Source organism: Bacillus sp. JJ1562 (assembly GCF_036962705.1).
Taxonomy (GTDB): domain Bacteria; phylum Bacillota; class Bacilli; order Bacillales; family Bacillaceae_L; genus Ferdinandcohnia.
Window position 1 is genome coordinate 31,780 of the sequence record NZ_JBALOQ010000004.1, and the last position, 25,120, is coordinate 56,899.

General features: G+C 38.7%; 24 protein-coding genes. 10 read left to right on the top strand and 14 right to left on the bottom strand.

Going from position 1 to position 25,120, the window contains the following annotated elements; translation table 11 throughout:
- Positions 1-172: 172 nt before the first annotated feature.
- From V7097_RS02845 to V7097_RS02855, 3 genes are all read right to left on the bottom strand, one after another.
- Positions 173-895 carry an amino acid ABC transporter ATP-binding protein gene (locus tag V7097_RS02845; protein ID WP_335702078.1) on the bottom strand — a complete coding sequence of 241 codons (723 nt, stop codon included), beginning with the start codon at positions 893-895 and terminating at the stop codon, positions 173-175.
- Complete coding sequence (locus V7097_RS02850; RefSeq protein WP_335702079.1) at positions 892-1,548, bottom strand: amino acid ABC transporter permease; 657 nt, start codon at positions 1,546-1,548, stop codon at positions 892-894. Before V7097_RS02850 ends, V7097_RS02845 begins: the two co-directional genes overlap by 4 nt.
- A 266-nt stretch (positions 1,549-1,814) precedes the next feature.
- Complete coding sequence (locus V7097_RS02855; protein WP_335702080.1) at positions 1,815-2,645, bottom strand: basic amino acid ABC transporter substrate-binding protein; 831 nt, start codon at positions 2,643-2,645, stop codon at positions 1,815-1,817.
- Between the two features lie 245 nt (positions 2,646-2,890).
- Here V7097_RS02855 and V7097_RS02860 point away from each other — a divergent pair, with 245 nt between their 5' ends.
- From V7097_RS02860 to V7097_RS02870, 3 genes are all read left to right on the top strand, one after another.
- Entirely contained in the window at positions 2,891-3,808 is a 918-nt protein-coding gene (locus tag V7097_RS02860; protein ID WP_335702081.1) for an ABC transporter permease subunit, read from the top strand.
- Between the two features lie 15 nt (positions 3,809-3,823).
- A complete protein-coding gene (locus V7097_RS02865; RefSeq protein WP_335702082.1) occupies positions 3,824-4,720 on the top strand; it encodes an ABC transporter permease in 897 nt (298 codons plus the stop codon).
- A 77-nt stretch (positions 4,721-4,797) separates the two neighbouring features.
- Complete coding sequence (locus tag V7097_RS02870) at positions 4,798-5,142, top strand: ASCH domain-containing protein (protein ID WP_335702083.1); 345 nt, start codon at positions 4,798-4,800, stop codon at positions 5,140-5,142.
- A gap of 45 nt (positions 5,143-5,187) precedes the next feature.
- On the opposite strand, the gene V7097_RS02875 is transcribed toward V7097_RS02870, so the two are convergent.
- Positions 5,188-5,613, bottom strand: coding sequence for a YbaN family protein (locus V7097_RS02875; RefSeq protein ID WP_335702084.1), 426 nt, complete (start codon positions 5,611-5,613; stop codon positions 5,188-5,190).
- Between the two features lie 185 nt (positions 5,614-5,798).
- Between V7097_RS02875 and V7097_RS02880 the strand changes: the two genes are divergently transcribed.
- A complete protein-coding gene (locus V7097_RS02880) occupies positions 5,799-6,254 on the top strand; it encodes a DUF2269 family protein (protein WP_335702085.1) in 456 nt (151 codons plus the stop codon).
- Between the two features lie 30 nt (positions 6,255-6,284).
- Here the strand turns inward: V7097_RS02880 and V7097_RS02885 are convergent, their stop codons facing one another.
- The 3 genes from V7097_RS02885 to V7097_RS02895 form a co-directional block, all read right to left on the bottom strand.
- Entirely contained in the window at positions 6,285-6,563 is a 279-nt protein-coding gene (locus V7097_RS02885) for a hypothetical protein (RefSeq protein WP_335702086.1), read from the bottom strand.
- A 652-nt stretch (positions 6,564-7,215) separates the two neighbouring features.
- Complete coding sequence (locus V7097_RS02890; RefSeq protein WP_335702087.1) at positions 7,216-8,727, bottom strand: acetyl-CoA hydrolase/transferase family protein; 1,512 nt, start codon at positions 8,725-8,727, stop codon at positions 7,216-7,218.
- Between the two features lie 150 nt (positions 8,728-8,877).
- Positions 8,878-9,522 carry a LytTR family DNA-binding domain-containing protein gene (locus tag V7097_RS02895; protein WP_335702088.1) on the bottom strand — a complete coding sequence of 215 codons (645 nt, stop codon included), beginning with the start codon at positions 9,520-9,522 and terminating at the stop codon, positions 8,878-8,880.
- Positions 9,523-9,686: 164 nt separating this feature from the next.
- Between V7097_RS02895 and V7097_RS02900 the strand changes: the two genes are divergently transcribed.
- Positions 9,687-10,163 carry a DinB family protein gene (locus V7097_RS02900; protein ID WP_335702089.1) on the top strand — a complete coding sequence of 159 codons (477 nt, stop codon included), beginning with the start codon at positions 9,687-9,689 and terminating at the stop codon, positions 10,161-10,163.
- A 710-nt stretch (positions 10,164-10,873) separates the two neighbouring features.
- On the opposite strand, the gene V7097_RS02905 is transcribed toward V7097_RS02900, so the two are convergent.
- Positions 10,874-11,941: an AbrB family transcriptional regulator gene (locus V7097_RS02905; RefSeq protein ID WP_335702090.1), complete on the bottom strand. Its 1,068-nt coding sequence runs from the start codon at positions 11,939-11,941 to the stop codon at positions 10,874-10,876.
- Between the two features lie 418 nt (positions 11,942-12,359).
- Between V7097_RS02905 and V7097_RS02910 the strand changes: the two genes are divergently transcribed.
- Both V7097_RS02910 and V7097_RS02915 read left to right on the top strand, forming a co-directional pair.
- A complete protein-coding gene (locus V7097_RS02910) occupies positions 12,360-13,496 on the top strand; it encodes a coiled-coil domain-containing protein (protein WP_335702091.1) in 1,137 nt (378 codons plus the stop codon).
- 142 nt (positions 13,497-13,638) lie between these two features.
- On the top strand, positions 13,639-14,796 hold the full coding sequence (locus tag V7097_RS02915) for an MFS transporter (protein WP_335702092.1): 1,158 nt from the start codon (positions 13,639-13,641) through the stop codon (positions 14,794-14,796).
- Between the two features lie 78 nt (positions 14,797-14,874).
- Here V7097_RS02915 and V7097_RS02920 read toward each other — a convergent pair whose 3' ends face one another.
- Both V7097_RS02920 and V7097_RS02925 read right to left on the bottom strand, forming a co-directional pair.
- Positions 14,875-15,804: an ATP-grasp domain-containing protein gene (locus V7097_RS02920; protein ID WP_335702093.1), complete on the bottom strand. Its 930-nt coding sequence runs from the start codon at positions 15,802-15,804 to the stop codon at positions 14,875-14,877.
- Positions 15,805-15,939: 135 nt separating this feature from the next.
- Positions 15,940-17,280 carry a CoA-disulfide reductase gene (locus tag V7097_RS02925; protein ID WP_335702094.1) on the bottom strand — a complete coding sequence of 447 codons (1,341 nt, stop codon included), beginning with the start codon at positions 17,278-17,280 and terminating at the stop codon, positions 15,940-15,942.
- 161 nt (positions 17,281-17,441) lie between these two features.
- On the opposite strand from V7097_RS02925, the gene V7097_RS02930 reads away from it, so the two are divergent.
- On the top strand, positions 17,442-18,818 hold the full coding sequence (locus V7097_RS02930; RefSeq protein WP_335702095.1) for a Glu/Leu/Phe/Val family dehydrogenase: 1,377 nt from the start codon (positions 17,442-17,444) through the stop codon (positions 18,816-18,818).
- 422 nt (positions 18,819-19,240) lie between these two features.
- Here the strand turns inward: V7097_RS02930 and V7097_RS02935 are convergent, their stop codons facing one another.
- A complete protein-coding gene (locus V7097_RS02935) occupies positions 19,241-20,947 on the bottom strand; it encodes a DUF2207 domain-containing protein (RefSeq protein WP_335702096.1) in 1,707 nt (568 codons plus the stop codon).
- A gap of 90 nt (positions 20,948-21,037) precedes the next feature.
- On the opposite strand from V7097_RS02935, the gene V7097_RS02940 reads away from it, so the two are divergent.
- On the top strand, positions 21,038-21,826 hold the full coding sequence (locus V7097_RS02940; protein WP_335702097.1) for an HAD family hydrolase: 789 nt from the start codon (positions 21,038-21,040) through the stop codon (positions 21,824-21,826).
- A gap of 29 nt (positions 21,827-21,855) precedes the next feature.
- Here the strand turns inward: V7097_RS02940 and V7097_RS02945 are convergent, their stop codons facing one another.
- Complete coding sequence (locus V7097_RS02945) at positions 21,856-22,185, bottom strand: hypothetical protein (RefSeq protein ID WP_335702098.1); 330 nt, start codon at positions 22,183-22,185, stop codon at positions 21,856-21,858.
- A 123-nt stretch (positions 22,186-22,308) separates the two neighbouring features.
- The gene (locus tag V7097_RS02950; RefSeq protein WP_335702099.1) at positions 22,309-22,821 is read right to left on the bottom strand and encodes a YbaK/EbsC family protein; all 513 of its coding nucleotides are present in this window, start codon (positions 22,819-22,821) and stop codon (positions 22,309-22,311) included.
- 283 nt (positions 22,822-23,104) lie between these two features.
- Between V7097_RS02950 and V7097_RS02955 the strand changes: the two genes are divergently transcribed.
- A complete protein-coding gene (locus tag V7097_RS02955; protein ID WP_335702100.1) occupies positions 23,105-24,091 on the top strand; it encodes a GGDEF domain-containing protein in 987 nt (328 codons plus the stop codon).
- A 17-nt stretch (positions 24,092-24,108) separates the two neighbouring features.
- Here V7097_RS02955 and V7097_RS02960 read toward each other — a convergent pair whose 3' ends face one another.
- Positions 24,109-24,981, bottom strand: a complete 873-nt coding sequence (locus V7097_RS02960) for an EAL domain-containing protein (RefSeq protein ID WP_335702101.1) — start codon at positions 24,979-24,981, stop codon at positions 24,109-24,111.
- Positions 24,982-25,120: the final 139 nt, after the last annotated feature.

The window sequence follows — 25,120 nt, forward strand, 5'->3', positions numbered from 1 at the left end:
ACGAGGTGGGTCACATAGACGTTGCCACAGGATGTGGCGTTCTTAGTCTTTGAACCTATGACTCGAAAAATTTCCTTTGAAAAATCGTGGCATCCGCCGGAGGCTTTAACTTTAAACAGCAAAAATATGGATTTCTGCTGTTTAAAGTTAACCTGACACACCTCGTGCCAGGTTAAAGTACTTTACTTAAAAATGCTTTTGTACGATCATGCTGAGGGTTTTCGAACAGTTCTTTTGGCTTGTTTTCCTCAACGATATAGCCGTCGTCCATAAATAGAACACGGTCACCAACTTCACGAGCAAAGCCCATTTCATGAGTCACGACAACCATGGTCATCCCCTCTCGCGCCAACTGCTTCATAACCTCTAAAACCTCTCCAACCATTTCAGGGTCAAGTGCAGAGGTTGGTTCATCAAACAGCATAATTTTCGGTTCCATCGCGAGTGCTCTTGCAATCGCCACCCGCTGTTTTTGACCGCCTGACAATGAATCCGGATAGGCATCCGCTTTTTCAGCAAGTCCTACCTTTTTCAAAAGCTCCATCCCTTTATTATACGCTTTTTCTTTGGAAAACTTTTTAACCTTTAAGGGAGAAAGCATAATGTTTTCCATCACGGTTTTGTGTGGGAAAAGATTGAACTGCTGAAAAACCATTCCTACATCTGTTCTGATTTGGTTAATATTTGTCTTTTTATCAGTAATATCGATTCCTTTAATATAAACATGCCCTTCATTAATCGTCTCTAATAAATTGATGCAGCGTAAAAATGTTGATTTTCCTGAGCCTGAAGGTCCAATTACCACAACAACCTCCTGGGGTTTGATATCGACTGAGATCCCTTTGAGGACCATATTTTTCCCAAACGATTTCTTAATATTGTCTACTTTAATCATTCCGTTTTCAACCTCTTTTCTAGATAGTTAAGTAGGAGAGTTAAGGTAAGTGTAAGAATTAAATAGATGAAGGCAGCTGTTAGATATGGCTCCCATACTCTGGCATACTGCCCCATCATCATCCGACCCCAATGCATTAATTCCGGAGTGGCTACTATTGATAAAAGGGATGAGTCTTTTATTAAAATAACGAATTCGTTTCCTAATGGAGGAATCATCCGTTTGAAGGCCTGTGGGATAATGATGTATCTCATGGCTTGTATATGTGTCATACCCAAAGAGCGTGCAGCTTCCATTTGTCCCCGGTCTAGGGACTGGATACCCGCTCTAAAAATCTCAGCAATGTATGCCGCTGCATTTAAGGTAAGTGCGATCACACCAGCTACAATACCATTTGTAGTTCCTAGAAACAGCGGAACGACCCCAAAGTGAACTAGGAAGATTTGGACAAGTAATGGCGTTCCTCGAAAGAAGGTAATGTAGCATACAAATGGAAACGCTAACCATTTGTTTCGAATCATTTTTCCTAGACCAATGAATAAACCTAGGATTGTCCCAAGTAGAATACCAGCTATTGATAATCCAATGGTAAGTAATGTCCCCTGCCAAAAAAAAGGAAGATAGTCAATGACAATCTCAAAATTAAAATTCATGCTGTGTCCCCCTGTTTTATTAATCAAATGCGCATTGGCGTACTTGCGCCCAGATTTTTTAGGCCCACACGAGGTGGGTCACAAAGACGAAGACATTAGGACGTGGCGTTCTTAGTCTTTAATCCTACGAACGAAAAATTTCCTTTGAAAATCGCATGTCTCCGCCAGAGGCTTTAGTTTATTCAGTTGTGGTTCAAACCCCAACTGAATAAGTAAAAGGCAAAAATTGCGTAACACGTTGTTGTCGTTACGCAATTTTGCTTTTCTTATTTTGAAGCCTCTTGTTCTGCTTTAAGTGCTTCTAAATCTGGCTCCGCACCAAACCATTCTTTATAAATTTCTGTGTATTTTCCACTTTCAATAATGGCTTCAATCGCCGTATCAAAGTCGGCTATTAAGTCTTCGCTGCCTTTAGGGAACATCATTCCATAGAACTCTGCGTCAAACGTATCTTTGTCTCCAACAACCTTAAGCTTTTTGTCTGGATTTTGCGCTGCATAGTATTCAATAACACCGTTATCCGCTACAACTGCTTCCGCACCACCGCTCACAAGTTCAAGGATTGCTAGGTTGTTATTTTCAAACGCTTTAATATCTGGATGCTTTTCGCCAAGCACCTTCTCAACCGCAAAATGTCCCGTTGTGGAAGCTTGAACCGCTACTTTTTTCCCTTTTAAGTCATCTGCAGTTTGAATATTGCTGTCTTCTGGCATCATAATTTTGTTAATAGATAGAAAGAATGGAATGGTGAATAGATATTCCTTCAGACGGTCCTCCGTAATCGAAATAGATGAAATCGCCAAATCATAAGATCCTTTGTTTAATTCAACGAAAATTGGATCCCAACCAGTATGTTTAATATCCAGTTCGTAGCCTGCTTCCTCAGCTACAGCATTAATGACATCAATTTCAAATCCAACGATTTTGTCACCCTCCGTGAATTCGAATGGTGCATATGCTGCATCTGTCATGACCTTAAGTGTCTTTTTGCCTGCTTCTCCCTCTTTTCCGTCGCCTGTCCCGCTCGTATCGCTAGTTCCACAGGCTGCTAAGAATAGAAAAACAAGAAGGATTGAAAAAACAGTTAATTTCCTCACATATGTAACCCCTTTCTATTTTTATAAAATTTGAACAATTCATTTTTTACTATATTAGCACATTGATAGGCTAAAAGAAACATTGAATTGACAATTCCCAACTATATGTGCATTACTCCTTACATTTTATGAAACCTAAATAGAACAATAGAACCAAACCATTCGACAAGAATCGGGTGATGACAGGGAATAAAATTTCGAATATATTTAGAATAGTGGGTATTTTCGGGAAGGAAGGTGTTTTTGTGGGGGTTGTGAAGGAGTTTGGAAAGATCTTAGCCATCTATTTGTGTGTGTTCTTGTGTGTGATTTTATTTGTTCTTTTCCCTCGCGAACCTAGTATTGATTTTGAAGGTAGGGCGATGACAGTTGAGTATTCCTATCATTTTAATTTGAAAGAATATGCTACAAATGTTGTTACTTTTTTAAAGAATGCATATGAGAATAAAAGTCTTGGAGGCACCAAGTTTGCCACTTTATCAGCAGAAGATGAAATCGCAAAATTCTTTCCAAGAAGTCTCAAGATTATCTTGATCGGATATATTTTTAGCATTGTGTTCGGGGTATTAAAGGGGATACTTGATTACCGGTTTACGAATACGAAAAAGAGCATTTTTGGAAGCGGCGCTACCTGGTTCTTCTCAGGAGTACCTGACTTTTTTATTATCATCTGTTTAAGCTACTTTCTACTACTATATGTTCCTGATTTTAGCATCATGGGCACTGAAGCCTGGTGGAAGTTTATCGCTCCTAGTATTCTTGTATCGATTGCGCCGATGCTGTATGTCGCGAGGATTACCTCGGTTTCCCTGCTCACTCAGGATCGCGAACCATATATTCAGGTAGCATTCGCTAAAGGGTTTACAAAAAACAAAGTCCTACTCAACCACATGATGAGATCATGCTTTATCACGGTTTCAAGCCATCTACAATCGATTATGGTGTTTGTCCTATCAAATTTATTGGTTGTCGAATATTTACTAGGTTACCAGGGAGCTGCTTATCGATTGTTTTCAGCAATTGGATATACAAATTTTATCCCCCCAGGTGGCGGGGCCGATGAACGGGGGTTAATCATTGGGATTTGTATAAGCTTTCTAATGCTAGTAATGGTGGCTCATATTATTAGTCAAGTCATCAAACTGAGATTAGATCCAAAATAAGGGGGTGTCTGTAGGTTGAATCGAAATTGGTTTTTAATCATTGGCCTAATTATGCTAGGTATCCTAGTTCTTTTAACGTTTGTAGGGCCACATTTACCATATGTAAAAGAAGGTATTGAAGAGGGTAGAATTCGTTTCATCGATGGTGGGAAGGATTTACTTAAAGCACCATTTACCCCTGGGCAGCAGCCTCCTTTTGGATCAGACCATGAAGGAAGAGACTTGTTGAGTGTTTTAATTGTCGGCGCAAAGGACACACTGAAAGTCATTTTAGGGATTGTCGTCCTCCGCTATTCTGTTGCGATACCGCTTGGATTACTCGCTACAAGAAAAAACAATCCGTTTTCCTGGATTGTTACAACCTGGAATAATGTCTTTTCTAGTATTCCAATAATTTTTTCTGCATTGCTTTTGTTGGCCATCCCAGCACTTGTTATGAACGAAAATCGATTATGGTGGTCGATTTTACTTTTAGCATTAATTGAGGTTGGAAAAGTAAGTCATATCATTCGTGAGGAAACCCAAAGAATTGTGAGGAAGCCCTATATTGAGGCCGGAATCACAGTTGGAATCTCCCCACTCCGTCTTGCTTTAGGCAATATTTTACCGAATACATATCCAGCAATTATGGTCAATTTCTTTATTGATATCGGAAGAACCTGTCTCCTAATTGCACAGCTTGGCATTTTTGGCGTATTCCTTTCTCAAGTGTTTGTTCAAACAAATTATGGAGTTGGGGAAATGATTAACACAAGTCTAAATTGGCCAACATTGCTCGGGCAAGCGAGAAAAGATATGGTCAGTTCGATTTGGATCCCATTTTGGACATGTATTGCAATCTCTTTTACGATGTTTACTTTTACGATTTTAGGGGAAGGCTTGAGAAGGTATTTTGACCGAAAGACAGCCTGAGTTGAGTTGAGTGTTAATCCCTGTTAAAGTGTATAGTAAATGTTTGAACATTTGTTTATATAGAAAGGAGCTTGTAAATGACTACATCAAATAATGAATTACCAGCTAAAACATGTTCGATTGACCGTCTTATTACAATGGAGTCGGACATAAAGAAGGTTCTCGAAGGTAAAAAAACGGCGACACGCAGAAATGGTAGATATGCCGATGTTGGAGAAATTATGACGCTTGAAGGTCAATCATATAAAATTGACCGTGTATATGAGCAGTCCCTTGGCGAACTTACAGATGAAGATGCGAAAAGAGAAGGCTTCAATTCAGTTGATGAATATAAAGAGTCGATTCTTTCTTACCATCCAGGAATGCCTTGGCTCCCTCAAATGAAAGTATGGGTCCATGAATTTAGTAAAGTAGACGAATAACATAAAAGCCCTTGTCATGAATGAGAATGACAAGGGCTTTTTCGTCTATTTATGGCTTGTTTTTTCAACAAGTGCCTGCTCATTAATCGCTCGCGTTTCTGGTGCTACGGTCTTTATTTTTGTGATGAAGTAGTAGTATTTATAAATAACTACCACGACTAAAAGTAGTTTTACGGCGATGCTGTCTAAAATAATAAATGGGACTGCTATCATCGCATCTGCGGTTAGTAGAATCGTTAGCTTTTGTCTTAGCGTCATTTCACGACGCTTCACGAAGCCTTCTAAATGCTTTTTATATAAACTTGTACTTCTAAACCAACGATCAAAACGGGCTGATCCTTTTACAAAAAAGAAGGAAGCAAGCAGTAATAGGGGCGTAGTTGGGATGATCGGCAGCACAATTCCTACGACTCCAAGCCCTAAGAAAAGGAAACCTAAGACAATATATAAAAATTTCGTGATCCTTTTCACAAAATTGCCCCCTTTCAATAACATTCTAAATCCCTTTTACTATTATATCACTAATTTCTCACTGGAAAACTAATGTCACAAAATAGTAAGATAATGAAGAAGTAATTGTGAGGTACATCACTTATTTTTTTTATTATAGTGCTATCATAATAGTAGAGTATGTTGTGAATGGGGGTTTCCATCAAGTGGATTTTGTTTATCAAGTACTTGTTTTCATACATATTTTTTCAGCCATCCTTGGCTTGGGACCTGGCTTTATTTTAACAACAGTAGGGAAGTCAGCAGATACGATGACAGAGCTACGGCATTCGTACGCAATCAGACAAAGACTTCATTTATTTGTCATGATTGGTGGTATCCTTCTGCTAGTGACCGGCCTTTTAATGGGAGCGATTAATCCGTATTTATTTAAAATGGGCTGGTATGTTACAAGCTTGCTGCTTTTTCTTGTTTCGTTAGCGATGGGACCATTTGCTCTTAAACCTAAATCAAAGCCTGTAAAAGCATTATTAGAATCACATCAAGGTGATGACATTCCTGAAGAATACTATCCTTTGGCGAAGGCTCTTTTTAGAGTTGAGCATATCGAGAATACAATCTTTTTGATTGTCATTACGTTAATGATTTTGAAGCCATTTTAATACCATTTTATTAACAAGATCCCCATCCATTCATTGGTGGGGATTTTCTTCGATTGTTTGTTTCTTTTTGAATGGGAATACGATTTCTTGTGTGAGTAGGCTTACTAAGATAACAATTCCGACAAGTAAGGATGAGAAGATCCAAAAGTTGATGCCGAATCCGACGATCTTGTAGGCACCTTCATAGTAATTTACTTCCGGGCGATTGATATTGGATGATACGATTGCTGCTGTGATGTGTTTTGTAGCATACAAAAAAGCAGATACCGCGATGAAAAAGCAACCAACAAATGCCTTGATTTGCTGCATTTTACCCCTCTTCTCTATTTACACTTTTGTTCATCGTATCATGATTCCAAATGATGGGACATATTACTTTTTACCTAGATTATTGGGACAAAGAAGGTTTATAAAGTTTAGGACCTGGTCCGAATCATGGGATTACTTAAACTCGACTTAAGGTGCGAGGAAACTGCTCCAAATCCTCTTCATTATGTTAATGAAGTGGAAATGATGCGTAGAAACGGTTCCAAACCCTCTTCATCGTGTCAATGAAGGGGAATTGATACGTGGAAAACTTTCCAAATCCTCTTCATCGCGTCAATGAAGGAGAATTGATGTGTGGAAACCATTCCAAATCCTCTTCATCGTGTAAATGAAGAAGAAATGATGCGCGGAATCTATTCCAAATCCTCTTCATCGCGTCAATGAAGGAGAAATGATGCGCGGAATCTATTCCAAATCCTCTTCATCTCGTCAATGAAGGGGAATTAATGCGTGGAAAACGTTCCAAATCCTCTTCAATGAAAGGAAAAAGAACCGAGTTTGATTCATGTCAAAATCAAGTTCTCATTTGGACTCGACTATGACGAAAAGTATGCCCAGTGTCCGAATCAACATATTTTTACCCCGAACCCAAAAACGCCGCATAAAGAATTTCTTCTTTATACGGCTATTATTTTTATGCTTCTACTAATTCTTTTTGTAGCATTGTTCCTGTTTGGACGAAGTTTGTATGCCAAGAGAATGCTTTTTCTAATACATGCGGTGTTTGGCCGCCTCTTGTTAGTGCTTCTTGGTAGTAGTCACGAAGCTGCTGTTTGTACATTGGATGTGCGCAATTCTCGATTAGTAATTCTACACGTTCTCTTGGTGCAAGTCCTCGTAGATCTGCATATCCTTGCTCTGTTACGATGACATCCACATCATGCTCTGTGTGATCCACATGGGATACGAATGGAACGATACTTGAAATGTTTCCACCTTTTGCAATGGATTTTGTAACGAAAATCGCAAGGCGTGCGTTTCGAGCAAAGTCTCCGGATCCACCAATTCCATTCATCATTTTTGTACCTGACACATGCGTTGAATTTACGTTCCCATATATATCTAACTCTAATGCTGTGTTAATTGAAATAAGTCCGAGACGACGAATGATTTCAGGGTGATTTGAAATCTCTTGTGGTCTCATGATCAAACGATCACGATACTGGTCAAAGTTCGTAAACACTTTTTTCATTTTTTCTTCTGATAGAGTGATTGAACAACAAGAAGCAAAGTTTACTTTTCCTGCGTCGATTAAGTCAAATACCGCATCCTGTAGTACCTCAGAGTAAACCTCTAAATCTGTAAACTCAGAATCAAGCATACCGTGAAGAACTGCGTTAGCTACAGAGCCGATACCCGATTGTAATGGTGCAAGCTTCTTAGATAAACGGCCAGCTTCAACTTCTTTACGTAAAAATGTTAGTAGATGCTGTGCCATGATTTCGGTTTCTTCATCAGGTGATACGATTGTTGATGGAGAATCTGTTTGGTCTGTAAACACGATTCCCTTGATTTTTTCAACATCTACTTTAATTCCAGGTAGGCCAATTCTGTCATCTGCTTTTGTTAAAGGAATTGGCTCTCTTTCTCCCTGCTTTCCAGGTGCATATAAATCGTGAACTCCCTCAAGCTCTGCTGTTTGGGCGAGGTTGATTTCAACAATGATTGATTTTGCATGCTGAGCAAACGTTAAAGAATTCCCAATTGAAGTGGTCGGTATGATTAAACCATCCTCTTTAATCGCAATCGCTTCTAATATTGCAACATCGACATCCATTACATTCGAGCGAATTAATTCTGATGTATGTGATAAGTGTTGGTCTACAAATAAGAAGTCCCCTTCATTAATTCCCTTTCTCATTGTTGGATCAGCTTGGAATGGTAAACGCTTACCTAAAATTCCTGCTTCTGCAAATAATTTATCAACATCAGAGCCTAATGATGCTCCAGTATATACATTTACTTTTAAAGGTTCGTTCTCAGCGCGTTTTACAAGCGCAAATGGAACCGCTTTCACATCACCCGCACGTGTAAAGCCACTAAGACCTAACGTCATTCCGTCCCCGATCCATTCTGCTGCTTCTTCCGGTGTTACAACACGGTCATGTAGACGGGTATCCTTAATGCGATCTAGTTTACTATTCATTTCTCCCATCCCCTTTATGAAATTGAATATTAAGATAATTTTACCTATATTCTCCATATAAAAAGGGATTTCTAGAGCAAAGAACAAAAATATTAGATAAAAAAGAAGAACAAACCTCTAAAGCAGAAGAATTGTTCTTTTTCTATAAAATTAGAAACCCAACAGTTTTCGAAAATAACTGGAATAGTTTTGGCTGACTGGGACTCGTGCTCCATTTTTCATTTCTAACACGAACGTAGAATGTGTATCAGGGTGAATTTCTTTTATTTGATTGACGTTCACGATAAACGAACGGTGGCATCGGATAAAAAAGTCTTTGGGTAATGTATATTCGAATTCCTGCAGTGAATACTTATGTGTTCCCGAGAAATCTGTTGTGTACACATGCGTCTTTTTATCTTTTGCCTCTAGATATAAACAATCTGCAAACGGGATGGGAACCCAGCCATCTGGAGATTTCACGGTCACAACTGATTTTCCATCTGTTAATGCTGGATAGATTGCCGTTACACATCCCTCTAGCTCATTACCATGAAAAAAGGGTACCGCCATTCCATGATAAGGAATGCCAAACACATCCCGATTGATAAATTCGGAAGCTTTTTGTTTGGAGGTAATCGCTTTATAGGCAATGGTTCCCTCTTTTACCTCATCACCGGGTTTTATTTTTAGATCAATTCGTTTACTTGGTCGATAATAGATATATTCCTTTGTATTGGAAACCGCTATTGAAATTTCGTCGGAGAACAATTCCCCAATCACATCCAAGAGTGAGCCATTTGTTATATCCTTCACACGTCAACATCCTTTATTGTCTAAATCTAGTATCCTATTCTATTTTACAAGGAATCGAATGATAAAACATCACCTTCTAAAAATATCATTGAAAACGTTTAAAATGGTTTTTAATTGAGCATGAAGTATAATGGTAGTAATCACATTTTTTAGGAGGAATACATATGTACCATACACTTGATGAATTTTTGCAAGACTGGAATTATGAAAGCAGCGGAACCCAAAAAATTCTTGACGCTTTAACGGATGAATCATTATCACAATCAGTGGCACCTGGTCATCGTACATTAGGCGAACTTACATGGCATGTTGTGACTTCACTCCATCTATTTCTTTCACAGGCTGGATTAGAGTTTGAAGGTGCTCATGGCGAGGAAGTACCTACTAGTGCGAAAGAAATTGCAGATAGCTATCGTTCAACGAGCGAGAACTTAGTTTCTGCAATCAAAGCACAATGGAATGATGGAACATTGAAGGAAATCAAAGAGGTGTTTGGTCAACAAATGCCTGCTGCTGTGTTGCTTGGAATGATGAACACCCACCAAATTCACCATCGCGGACAAATGACAATCCTCATGCGTCAAGCTGGATTGCAGGTACCTGGTGTTTACGGTCCTTCAAAAGAGGAATGGGGAGCTTAATTTATCCCTAATAAGTTTTGCCACTGGGACACCCCTAGTGGCATTTTCATTTTTTCATTATTAGAATCCTTCCGAAGATACCCCCACCCATGTATTAGGATATTGACAGTGCTCGAACACTTTTCCGAGAAGCTAGAATACCAGTTTTTAGGATTTTAGTGACTCTCTACTTTTTCTGGAGAAACCTCATATTCCAATAATTAGGATTTTAATAGTGCTCGAAAACCGTTCGAAGATTCTCACATACCAGTTTTCAGGATATTGATTACTATCCAGGCCTTCTGGAGATACCCCACCAACCAGTTATTAGGAGAGTAAAGACACTAGTTCCCCGATAGTTTTTGATGAGTTCAAAAAACATCAATACTCTATTTTAGTTGACATAATATTTTTCAATCAAACGTTTGTTTAGCGGTCTATCCGTTGGCGCCCAAGGGTTTCAAATTTCAATCAAGCGTTTGTTCTAATTTTTGCTTACATAATAAACAGATTCATTTCGTCTTTCAATCAAACGTTTGTTTAAAGTGCAGCCCTTGATACTTAAGGGTTCTCAACTTCATTCAAATGTTTGTTTGAATCCCCCATTTCAACAGGCGGCTGCTTTTTCCTCTATAATCAAATGCGCCCTGGCGTATTTGCGCCCGATTTTTTTCGAGTTTGCTCGAAAAGCTTCCTTTAAAAAATCGTGGCATCCGCCGGAGGCTTTAACTTTATTCAGTAGAAGCATGGGACTTCTGCTGATTAAAGTTAAACATCCATTTTAAGAAGCTTGGTACGATTAATATGATGAATAAAAGACGTATGAGCTGTAGCGAACTTACCACGGCTGGATCTGCTCCGATGGCTGTAGCAGTTAAGACCATCTCTACTAGCCCACCTGGTGCCAAACTTAGGATGGCAGTCGGTAAATCTAAATCTGAGAACGCAGCAAAAATATATCCTAATCCAAACGAAATACCAACTAATAAAATTGTCAGTAAAAAGTATACCCCGCAATACTTTCCGCCAAGCTTTAAATCTCTTAAGTTGATATTATTTCCCATTCTCAATCCAACCGTAATTTGTGCAAGAATTAAAAACCATGGCGGAATACTTGGCAACCCTACTCCCACTACACCAAGAATTGCCGTAACTGCAAGTGGGCCGATGACAAAAGCAGCTGGCAGCTTATTTCGAAGGAGCCACCCCGCAAATAGAGCTAATCCAAACCATACATATGCGTAGATTGGCACATTGCTTAAATTTTTTGTTACTTCATATGCATATCCTGAACTCGCAATGAACCAATGGGTCACAATGAACGGAACCATAAATACAACCGTTAACAAACGAACCGTTTGAAAAATTGTAACCATTGCTGAATTTGCTTGTAATGAGTGGCTTGCCGCTACCATTTCAGAAAGTCCTCCAGGAATCGAGCCAAACACACTAGTCATCGGATCAATTTTTATAAATCTGGTCACAAAAATACTATTTACCACACTAACTGTTAGTAGCAAAATTGTCGTTATTAAAAACGGGATAATGTAAGGGTATACTGTAACAAAGGTTTCCTTTGTAAAAGATAATCCAAAGTAGATTCCTAGTGTTGCAAGTCCAACGTTATACAACCGTGATGACATAGTCATTGTTCGATGAGTTATCGCTTTGTAAAAAATCACAAATGTTATTGGTCCGAGTATCCAGGGAATCGGAAATTGCAAAAAATGGAACAACATGCCCCCAAGAGTCGCAATTGCATAAGACTCTATAATCCCCTTCAATTGTGAAAAATTCATTTTATGTACGACCTTTCTTTTTTTCAGTCTTCATATATTAATTATGCCAAAAAGTAACTTCTTTGCACAAAATACTTTTAATAAAGGATAGGCCAACTTGGAAAATATTAAAATATCAGCGCCTGTTTTTACAACCCTATTCCCCTATTAGGGCTAATATCCCCCTATCCTACTTTAGTAGGGAATTTCTTACTTAATTATTCCAAAAAATACCTCTTTTATTACAAATATATTTCGACATTATATGGTGGCTCCTTTATTGCAATCATTGATTTTATTAGGGTTTGAAACATTACAATATTAACAAAATGTAACAATTTCGCGACAAATGGAGAATTTTATAGAAATATATGATAATATAAGAAAATAAAATATTACAGTATAGACTAAATAGATTAGTAAGAAAGTAGGAATTTTCTTGAAAAAGACACTCGTAACTTTAAGTGCCACTTTAATGATAAGTGCCTTTTCTCCATATGTAATATCGACCAGTGCTGAATCGATGAGCTCCCTTCAAAGTGATCTTTCTGAAACACAAAATGCTTTGAAAGAAATAAATGCTCAAATTGCAAAAGTAGATAATGCGATCGAAGAAAATCGTAAATTGATCGCTCAAACAGAAGCTGACATCAAAAAGTCTGAGGAGCAAGTACATACTCTTCAAGCTGAGATTGACCAACTTGAAAAAGAAATTGAAGCTCGTAATGAGATTCTTAAAGAGCGTGCTCGCATGATGCAGGAATCTGGTGGAACAACAATCAGCTACTTGGATGTAATTTTTGGTGCACAAAGCTTTTCTGATTTTATCAACCGCGTAAGTGCAGTTTCTACAATTATGCAAGCTGATCAAAAAATTATCGACGATCAAGCAAATGCTATCAATCTAGTAAAAGAGAAACAAGACACGATTCAAGAAACATTGACTGCTTTACAAAGCAAAAAAGAAGAATTGGTAGCAATGCAGGGTCAAATTGAAGACCAAAAGGCTCAAAACGACGCTTTAAAGGCTGCCTTACAATCAAAAGAGCAAAAAACATTAGCAGATATTGAAGACCTTCGTGCTAGTATGCTTGCTGCTACACCGGTCGTTAACAATACAGCAGATACTGCCACTGCAACATCAGCTGCTACTGTAGCTGCAGTCCCAACCTCAACACCAAAGGTGTCAGGTTCAATTAGCACAGTTATTAATGCAGGATATAAATACATTGGGAATTCTGCATATAAATTCGGTGGCGGAAGAAACTCTTCTGATATTGCGAACGGATTATTTGACTGCTCTGGTTTCGTACACTGGGCATTTGCCCAAGCTGGTGTAAGTGTGGGAGCTAGCACTGATGCATTAAAAAACCAAGGTACAGCTGTTTCAGTTAGTGATATGAAACCTGGTGACCTAGTATTCTTTAATACGTATAAAACAGATGGACACGTTGGAATTTACATTGGTGGAGGTAAATTTATCGGCTCTCAATCCTCTACAGGTGTAGCGATTGCTGATATGACTTCTGGATATTGGAAGAATACATTTAACGGACGTGTAAAACGTATAATGTAATGGACAAGCCCTTTGGAAAAGCATCTTCACTCGAAGATGCTTTTTTTATGGCAATTATTTGATGCTTTTACAAGATGACTCGCAAATTGCTTTCATTTAATTTATTATAGGAAGGTAAGCTATCAAACTGGAGTGACACATTTTGGATACAAAAAAAGCGTTACCTATTTTATTTGCAGTTATGTTTTTGGTTTATGTCGGGTTCGGAATCATTATACCGGTTATACCCTTTTATGCAGAAGACTTAGGTGCTTCACCAACTGAATTAGGACTACTCATGGCTGTCTATTCATTGATGCAATTCTTATTTGCACCAATGTGGGGCAGAATTTCCGATCGGATTGGTCGTAAGCCTGTAATGATGATCGGGATATTTGGCCTTGCGGTTTCGTTCTTTTTAATGGCCCTATCTACAGAGCTATGGATGCTTTTTGGGGCTAGAATCATTGGGGGCTTCCTTTCAGCCGCAAATATGCCAACTGTTATGGCGTATGCTGCTGATATTACGTCTGAGGAAGATCGTGGCAAAGGAATGGGAGTTATTGGTGCATCGATTGGTCTCGGATTTGTTTTTGGACCAGCAATTGGCGGTATTTTTTCAAGAACTGACTTACAGATGCCTTTTTACATAGCTGGAATCTTATCCTTACTTACTTTTTTCTTGGTGATTTTAGTTCTTAAAGAATCATTACCAAAAGAGGAACGACACCAAACAGATAGAAGTAGAAAGGGCCTCTTAAAAGCGCTGAACGGTCCGGAATCTGTTCTGTTTTTCCTTTCTCTATTTATCACATTATCCCTCTCAGGTCTTGAGGCTACCTTTGCCTACTATGCCGCGGAAAAAGCTGGATTAGGGACAACTGATCTCGGATATATTTTTATGATTATGGGTCTTGCTGGAGCGATCGTTCAAGGTGGGCTAGTTGGAAGATTGACAAAACGCTTTGGTGAAGGCTTTGTAATCCAGATTGGAATTTTCGTATCAGCCTTAGGTTTCTTCCTTATTCTATATACGAAGGATTTCCTTACGGCTGCGATTTTCTTGACAGTTTTTGGAGTCGGTAATGGCGTCATTCGTCCTGCGGTTTCAGCTTTATTAACAAAGCGTACCAAAACTGGACATGGAGGTGTCACAGGGCTACTTTCTTCCTTCGATTCACTTGGAAGAATCCTAGGACCTATTTTAGGTGGCTTGCTCTACACAGTCTCAGTCGGATTACCTTATATTTCAGGTATATTCCTGTCAGCTGTCGCGTTTATTCTATTTAAATTCTATACGGTGAAAACACATAAAGGGTAGCGATTATGCTACCCTTTAATCTTGTATTTCTCATCATCTTAGAGACAAAAGGGACCGCAGGAACCGTCCCCGTGGTCCCTACAGTGCATTCCCAAGAAACTTTGCGAGTTCAAGCATTCCGTATTTGCCTGTTTTTGCTTCGGCATCGGAATTGTAGTTTGTGTTTGTGTTGACATCATAGGTGAAAACTTCACCAGCGGCATTTTTCACAAATTCTATGCCAGCTACATCGATTTTAACAGCTTTTAGAAAAGCTTCATATCGCGCTATCAATTCTGGATCAATATCTTCTATGATTTCGAATTTTGGACGCACTTCTACCTCTTCCCCAACAGGGCAAAATAGATCTCCAATCTGGCAAGCATCCGCAGGGCATAACTCAAACCCTTCTGACGTATCAACCCGTACAGAATACACATATTTACCGCCAACAAATTCAGCTCGTGTAATATAGGATTCTGGTGATTGGATATACTCTTGAATGAGCGTAATCCCGTCAACGGGCTCTTCGAATGCAGGACTATTCACGTATGTTTTCAACGATTCCACAGATTGAAATAATTGAACGCCAAGCCCTTTCCCTGCCCGATTATGTTTTGTGATAAAAGGTGTTGTCTCTAGTTTTTTGGCTGCTTCAATGATTTGCTCGCGCCCAACTGCCCCAATCGTTTTCGGAGTGCGAATCCCATTTGCCTCAAGTGCAGTGTATTGTTTTACTTTACTAAGCTCTAATCGCAATGCATTACTCCCATTAAAAACAGTTCTATTATGGAACTCAAGCCAGTCTAAAATCCCCCCCGTCAACTCGGGTGCAAAGCGGTGGTCCCTTGTATGTGAGGAGGCACTCATTCGATTGTAGAACACACCCTCGGGTGGCTCTGACGTTAAATCAATAATCCCCTTATCAAGATGCCAAGCCTCATATGGAAGTTGCAGTTCATCTAAACGTTTTGTTAAATGAACAGTCCACTCATCATTTTCATGGATAATATATATTTTTTTAGACATTTTACACCCCTCTAATTCCCCATTATTCTGATATGTATTATCATATTTGAATACATAAAGAAGTGCAAACAAAAAAGAGCCTTAAAAGTGGGTAATGAGGACATTGGTGGAACATGGAATATGGCCTCACCTCCCTCACCTAACTCTTCTTGCTGCCTGTTGAATAGGGTCCCAAACTCCATTGTATGGAGGTGCATACGCTAAGTCTAAGTCTAATAATTCCTTAATTGTCATCTTGTGAAAAAGAGAAGTTGACAGCACATCAATCCGTTTATCTACACCATTTTCACCAATGATCTGTCCACCAAGGAGCTTGTGAGTTTCTTTATGATAGACCAATTTCACAGTCATCTTTGTAGCATCCGGATAATAGCCCGCAATGTCTCTTGCACGGATTGTTACAGAAGCAGCTGGTATATTCAACCTTTGCGCTTCTTTTTCTGAAAGTCCGGTGCGACCAAGCGTTAAATCAAAAAATTTAATTATCGATGCCCCTACAATCCCTTTAAAGGTTTTATGTAAATTGATCATATTTAATCCCGCAATTTGTCCCTGTTTGTTAGCGTGAGTACCGAGGGGAATATAATCATCCCGCTCCTTAATTCTGTGAAACTGTGTCGCACAGTCACCGGCAGCAAAAATATCCTCCACATTTGTTTGCATATATGAATTTACTTGGATTGCTCCCTTTACACCGGATACAATTCCAGTATCCTTAGTAAAGGCTGTATTTGGTTTAACTCCAACAGCAACCAATACTAAATCCGTCTTTATTTCACCTTTATCTGTTTTTACATACTCAACAAATGTACCCCCGCCAAACCCTTCAACAGACTCTTCAAACCTTAGCTGGACCTTTTGCTTTTTTGCTTCATCGTGAATGAGTTCAGCAAGCTCTCGATCAAAAATTCCAGCTAGCTGATTATTTCTTTCAATGATTGTGACCGTTTTACCTAATTCCGCAAAGCTTTCAGCCATTTCAAGCCCGATATAACCACCACCGATGATTGTTACATCTTTGACATCACGGAAACCTTTGTATAAATAATCTAAAATTTCTTCTGTATCAGGTATTGTCTTCAATGTGAATATCCCTTGTAAAGAGCTTCCTTCCCAGTTTGGCACTACCGGACTTGCGCCTGTTGCAATAAGCAATCGGTCATAGGCTAGTTCGAAGGTTTCCCCGGTAGAAAGGTTATTTCCCCTTACAACCTTTTGTTTCGCATCAATGCTTTTCACTTCATGAAAAACTCTTGCATCAATTCCATACTTCTCTTGAAATTCCTTTTTTGTTCTTGCAATCACTTGATCTGTTGACTCAATTTTCCCTCCTATTACATATGGCAAACCGCATTGACCATATGAATAGATACCTCCTTTTTCAAGGACTGTAATCGAGTGTTCTGAACTATTCCGTACAATTTGCATAGCAGCACTCATACCCGCTGCATCTCCACCAATAATAATAAAATTCACCTAAATCCCTCCATTTCGTTATTTTCCTTTATTTTGTAAGTTTTAAACCATGAGCTTTTAAATAATTGCAATTTAAGCTTTAGCAATCCTTGCTCCCCGCAAATTACCATCCAATATGTTACAATTAATAATAACAACGCTTTCAACAAGGAGGAATAGAATTGAATAAAACAAAGCAGATTGTTGAAAAATCATTAGACGCATTAATGAAAGACGACACATTTATTCCGGAATTAACAGGGGAAACCCGGGAGCAAGCATTTACCTCATTAGCCTCCATACTATCAACCCCAAATCATGTCCATAAGTCTTTTTTAAGAATCCCGTTAGAAAATGGTCAGGTGGTTCGAATTCCAGCCTACCGCGTTCAGCATAATAATGCATTAGGCCCTTATAAGGGTGGGATCCGTTTCCACGAAACAGTTAATGAGGATGAAGTAATTAATCTTGCATCCTTGATGACGTTAAAAAATGCCCTTCATGACGTTCCCTTTGGTGGTGGAAAAGGTGGTCTCGTTATCAATCCTAGAACACTATCTGAAAAAGAACTTCATCTCATTTGTAAAAAATATGTTCGGTACTTTGCCGATAGTCTTGGTCCAGATAAGGATATCCCAGCACCAGATGTGGGTTCAGGCGAACGTGAGATGGACTGGATGATGGCTGAATATAAAAGCATCCGACCTGGTACGCCATATCGTGGGAGTTTTACCGGAAAGAGTGTGGTCAATGGCGGTTCATTAGGAAGACGTGAAGCAACTGGGAAAGGTGTATATTTTACCTTCCGTTATCTGTTTCATGATTTTCTTCAGAATCAAAAAGGCTTTCTTAATTCATCCGCTAACAACTTAGCAAAAATAGTTGCAGAATTTGAAAATAAACCAATGAAGCTTGCAGTTCAGGGCTTTGGAAACGTTGGTTCGGTTACGGCTTTAGAAGCGTATCAGTGTTCTTATCTGCAAAATAAGGTTGTGGCGGTTAGCGACCGGAATGTTACATTATTTAATATGGACGGTTTAAATATTCCATCCCTTGTAAAATTCACAAAAGGAAACAAAGGAGATCTCCCTGTATCAGACGAGGAGTTGACTATCGCGGGAGTAAAGGCAGAAGTTCTAGATAGAGAGGCAATTCTTTACCTCGATGTGGATGGTCTCATCCTTGCTGCTTTAGAGGATCAAATTCGTACAGACAATATGGATAAAATTAAAGCACGGATTATTGTCGAAGGTGCGAATGCCCCTATTACAAAGGACGCAGACGATTTCTTAAGTAAGAAAGGTATCCTCGTTATCCCGGACATTCTCGCAAATGCTGGTGGGGTTATCGTGTCCTACTTAGAGTGGCTGCAGGGTCGAGAAACTCAATTTTATACCGAGGAAGAGGTTTTTAGTCAGTTGTTTAAGAAAATGAAAGGAACACTAGATTCAATTTTACCAGCATTTTTCGGTGATTCATTCACATTGAGACAAAATTGTTATATTCACTCAGTGATGAGACTTTCGACCGTCTTGCACCGCCAGGGGAAACTGTATTAAGGATAGTTAAAGCGACAGCCTGAACTGCCGCTTTTTTTATGAAGGACTTTTCGACTCTATTATTATTGCTAAACATCTTTCATTTGGCTTATGAAAGACTTTTCGAAGCCATTATTCTTGCTAAAAGTCCTTCATCCAGCTTATGAAAGACTTTTCGAAGCCATTATTCTTGCTAAAAGTCCTTCATCCAGCTTATGAAGGACTTTTCGATGCTATTATTCTTGCTAAACGTCCTTCATCCAGCTTATGAAGGACTTTTCGATGCTATTATTCTTGCTAAACGTCCTTCATCCGGCTTATGAAGAACTTTTCGGAGCTATTATTCTTACTAAGCGTCCTTCATCCAATTTATGAAAGACTTTTCAGAGCTATTTTTATCTCTAAAAACCCTTCAGACGCATACTTACACCAATTTCAACCAACTAAAAAGCCCCTGATCCGCCTCCGCCGCCACCAGTTCCACCGCCACTGCTGCTACTAGAACTGGTGCTGCCGCTGCCAATCGACTCATTCGCAGATTCAAATTGGGCAGATGCGTTTGGTCCAACATACCCAAAAGAATACACGGAATACGGGTAAAAACCAGCGCTTTCGTACCGATAAGGTTTGTTAAGGGCAAATATCAGATCCTCATTTTGCCTCATCATTCCTTTGTCTCCTATGCCTAGCCCGTAAATGTAGGCACGCATCTGGTCATCCTCAGACCAGTTTTTCCACTCATCGAGTGACAATGTTTTATAACTATCTTTAAACAATAACCACTCATGGTAAATCCGCAAGCCTTCTATATTTTTCGGACGGTAGGCAATCAAATAAACAATGATTCCGCCAAACAAAATCAACGTTAATATAAACCATACAAATAAATCATACATTGGGAACAAGAATGAAAATGGAACTAGCACGATGCTTGATAATCCGAGAAATAATTTGAATTTGGACTTATCCTCAAAGAGATGGTGTTCCTTCACCTCATTCCGGACAGCCTCTCCCCATTTCATTTGAAAGCCTGAGTATTTTTCAGAGTTTTTCTTATCCGTCGAATAGGTTGTTAGGTCTGAAAAACTAAACTCGCCATTTTGGCCGATTTTTTCAAATAACCACTCAATCAAAATCCTTTCATGTGGCAACGCTCTTGCCTGGTCGACGAGCTGAAACTCTTCATCAGAAACCTGTCTCACTAACTTCTTTCTCACTAAATCTAATAAAGCCGCTGCCATCCCCTGTCCTTGAGGAAGATAGTTATGATTTGTAAAGACTATGGTTGCCGGCAAGCTCAACACCTGTTTTGGGAGTGCACCTGGATTTGCCATTTCCCCTTTTATCGCTGCAAGTTTCGCTCTGCCCTCCATCCGATTTCGAATAATCAAAATGAAAAAGACTAACGTAAAAATCGGAACTAAGAATATCGCTACTTTCGAAAGAACTTCTTTCGTTTCAGCTCTTTCCTGCGCTTTTGCCAATAACTCATTCTTGTCATTTAAAATTTCCTCTTTCATCTGCTTACCGGCTGTGACATAGTTTGCTCCTGAAAATAATTCAACAGGATACGCAACTCGAATATCACCATTTGTTTCACTTGGGACCTCTCCAAAATGAAAGACAACCGAGCCATCAGATTGAACTGTTTCCTTTTGAAATGCCTCATCATATCCAAATGCAATCGTATCACTCGTTGATTGAGGTGGGTGAACTGTAATGACTAGATTTTCATAGGTTGATTCATTCCTGTTATCAAAAAACGGCCAATAAAATTGGGCTACATCCTCATAGATCTCTATCCCATTAATAATCGTGTAGGTGAGTGTGACAGTAATGATCTCGTCCTTCCCCTTACGATGGATTTTATAGAGGTCATCTTCCTTTTCCACTTGCAATTCGGTTCCATTTTCAGTAGCAGAAAAGTCCTTTATCGAACTACCCTCTTTCGGTATAACTGTCCGGGTTATCCCGTTAAACTCACCGTCAAATTCGTATATCTGGGTCTCGGTTACGTTGACAGTCCCATCCCCCTGCAAGTACGCATCCATTTTTACATCATTGATCCAATAATCAACCGCAAATCCTTGAATCGGAAAAACAAATAAAAATACTAGTAAAAAAATAAGACTACCAAATTTCGTTCGCATGTCCGCTCCCTCCTTCATACTTACATATACGAATAAACACGCAATCAGGTTTCACTAACATGGTATACTAATATAAAAAGGAGAAAATAAATGCCTGATATAAAAATTGTCTTTCTTGATATAGATGGAACGATTTTACGACCGGACGATACAATCGAGCCATCGACTAAAAACGCGGTTGCCCAGCTTAAGGAAAAAGGGATTGAGGTGTTTCTAGCAACTGGTAGACCGCTTCATGAAATTACGGATATTGGCGATGACCTTACGATTACATCCTATATCGCATACAATGGGGCGTTTGCCATTCATCGCGGCGAAACCCTCTTTAACGAACCTCTTCCACCTAGTTTAGTCGACAGCCTATTAAAAACAACACAAGAAAATAATTTTGATATTGTTCTGTACTCGCAAAACAAAAATATCTTCACTAGCATGGAATCAGAGATTGTAAAAGATTTCATTAAGACCTTTCATTTGAGAAAAAATGCACTGTACAAAGAAACGCAAAAAGATGAAATTTTGGGTTCAACAATCATTACAACCCAAGAACACGCAGAGAAGAAATTTGAACATATTAATGAAATTCATCTTTCTTCTGTAAATGTGGAAGGCATGAAAAACTGTCGCGATGTGATTCGTGAAAAAGTCAACAAAGGGGTTGCTGTTAAATCGGTATTGGCTGTGCTCCAACTTTCGCCTGAACAAGCAGCAGCATTCGGGGATGGCATGAATGATAAAGAAATGCTGTCATCGGTTGGCCATGGATTTGCAATGGGGAATGCTAATCCCGATTTATTTTCCTATGCGAAATACAAAACGACTGATGTAGAGAATTCCGGAGTGTTCAACGGATTAAAATCAATTGGTTTAGTGGAATAAGAAAAAGAGCTTGGATTTCAAGCTCTTTTTCATTTAGTAATTGTATGAGATGAAATGATTTCTTCATCGTCAATTGCATCAAATATTTCAAAGATTCGATAAGTAGGCTTTTCATCTGTATACTTCTCTAACACTTTTTCTAATTTTGGAGAGATTACCCTTTGGGCTGCCTCGGCATCTTGCTTCGTATCCCAATAGTTTACTACTCTATATTCACCAGAGGAATCATCAAAAAAATAGACATTCCCTCTAAATCCCATTAGGCCTCTACTTACTCTGTCAAATTCTTTTGTTAGCTTCTCTGCGATTAACCTCTGTCCATTTCCTAATGTATATTGAACCAACCTTGCATGAAACATCTGTAACCCTCCTGTTGCTTATTTTGATTCTAAATTTCTGGGCTTACATAGCAGAATATGTTTGTTGGGTTATTTTTGTTCCATTAAAGGTTGAAAATCATTCTTCAAGTATACCTTTTCACATTATTCTTTATGTACCGCAATCTTTTCGGTAGTCTCTTCAATCTCCCAGCCTTTGCATACATCGACCCATTCCTTTGCATCGGAATATTGGAAAAGCTCATCACAGGTTAATTCAATTGCAGAGTTAACGCTGCCACACGCAGGAAACACCGTTGAAAAACGCTTCAGGGACTCGTCCAAGTAAACATCAAGTTTGTTTGCCAGTCCGAACGGACAAACACCGCCAATCACGTGCCCCGTTTGCTCAACTACTTCTTCAGCAGACAGCATTCTTGCCTTAAATCCAAAGGTATGACGGAATTTTTTATTATCGATCTTCGCATCACCCGCTGCCACCACTAAAATGGCTGCATCCCCTTCTCCACGGAAAGAAAGTGTCTTTGCAATTCGCTCGGGAGCAACACCGATTGTTTCAGCAGCCTGATCAACGGTTGCACTCACTGTATCAAACTCCATAACATCCCTTTCACGATTCCATTTTTTAAAATGCTCTTTTACACTCTCAAGTGACATTTAGTTCATCCTCTCATCGAAGTTTTATTATCTTAATTTAACATACAATTTTAAAAAATCATAAAAATGTACTTATCCCTCTTAATGAAGATAAGTCAGCACAAACTTTATTTTTATTGACAAAAAATTAATAATTAATGCTTTATTTACAAAACATTAACGTTGTTACATTAAATTATTAATAGGAGACTGATAATCTATTTATAGGTAATTGGTATTATTTCTCTATTCCTATTTAGGAGTTGCATCTAGAAAAAATAATAGTATAGGAGATGGACTGTTAATGGACATTGTGATAGGAGAAATAGCAAAAGAGAGTCTCATTGTGTCTCCTTCTACAAAATGCGAGGAAGTATATTCGATATTTGAAAAAGAGACTGCCATTGAGGGAATCGTTGTTTGCTCGGACCGACAACCAGTAGGGTTGGTAATGAAAACACACTTTTTTCAAAGGCTTTCCATCAAATATGGATTTGACCTTTTTATGAAACGAACAATTGATCTAGTCATGGACCAGGAAATTTTAATTGTGGATTATAGTTTATCTTTAACGGAAGTAAGTTCTCTTGCAATGAATCGAAAATTAGAGCATTTATATGATGTCGTAATTGTCACAAAGGAAAATGCTTTATTTGGAACAGTTAGTATTCGGGAACTAATTATGAAACTCGCGGAAATTCAGATAAGAAATGCACGCTACTCTAACCCATTAACCGGATTACCCGGTAACAATGTAATCAAAGAAACATTGCAAGAAATACTTACATATAAAAGATTCAGTGTGTTATATATTGATATTGATTCCTTTAAAGCCTTTAATGATACATACGGATTTTCAAAGGGTGACGAATTAATTAAAGAAACAGCCATGATCCTTACTGATGCCATCATGACCACCGAGAATGAGCCCTCCTTCATTGGACATATTGGTGGAGACGATTTTATTGCAACTATACCGCACCATCACTATCAATCCTTATGCGAAAGCATTATTGCAGGGTTTACTGACTCACTAAAGATTTTCTATTCACAGGAGGATCTTGTAAAAGGATATGTATCTGGAGTGAGTAGGCAGGGTGTCTTCGAACAATTACCTTTGGCAAGTATCTCAATTGCAGTCATTCAAAATAGAAAAAGACCCATTACATCCCTCGAACAATTGAGCTTGGAATCAGCAAAAGTAAAAAGCTACTGCAAGACTATAAAACATAGCATCTATCTTACCTTAGACGATTTTGAAGAGGAAACAAAAGAGAAGACTCTTGATTAAAACAAGGGTCTTCTCTTTTATAAAGTTAATGCTAATTGTGGATGTAGATTTACTTTAGGCATGCTTCCTTGTTGGAGTTCGGGCATTGGTCTTCCAAGTGCAAACCCCTGCCCCATGTGTACACCTATATTTTTCAAAAACTCAAGCTCATCATCTGTTTCAATGCCTTCAGCGATAATTTTCGTTCCTACCTGCATCGCATATTTTACTAAAAGCTTAACTAGGTGCTGGTTTTCTCGATGACAGTGAATATTACGTATAAGTGACTTATCAAGCTTAATAAATTCAGGCTTAAGGTATACAAGTGTCTGTAAGCTATTATATCCAGTCCCCGCATCATCAACCGCTATTCGAAAGCCCTGCTGTCGATAATGCCCGATCAATTCTTTAAATTGATTATAGTTTTTGACAGACTGTTTTTCTGTTAACTCTAATACAATTTGGTTTGGGGATAGATTATGTTTTTCAAGCAATTCCATCGTGATCCCACTCCGCCAATAGGGGTCTGCCAATACCTGTGTTTGGATGTTAAGAAACACAAGCGGATTTCTACACTCATTTTGTTTTTTTACCTGCTCTGCAAATCGTTCAATCGAAATATTTCGTAAGAACTGTTCTACCATCACTACATAAGAGCTCTCCCCTACATAGTCATAAAAGGTTTCAGTTGTTGGAAAATGCACTGTGCTTTCTGGTCTATTCAATATTTCAAAGCCCTCAGTAGCGCCTTCCTCAAGTGAGAGTATTGGTTGAAACATTGTTTTTACTTTTGATTTATGCATGAGTATCTTTATTTCTTCATCCCGTTTGTATTCTTGGTATAATGCGGCCCTTTTCTTTTTTAAAAAAGCAATAAATTGTATTAAATTACGTAAATGGTTTGTCTTCATGGGCTCCTACCTTTTGTATAAAATCAAATGCGCCTTTAACATGGTGTCTATTTATATTATAAAGTGTGGACTTTCTTTGGAACGATAAGATTATGTAAAGTTTTTGTAAATAAAAATAGACGGCTTGGAGATTCTCCAA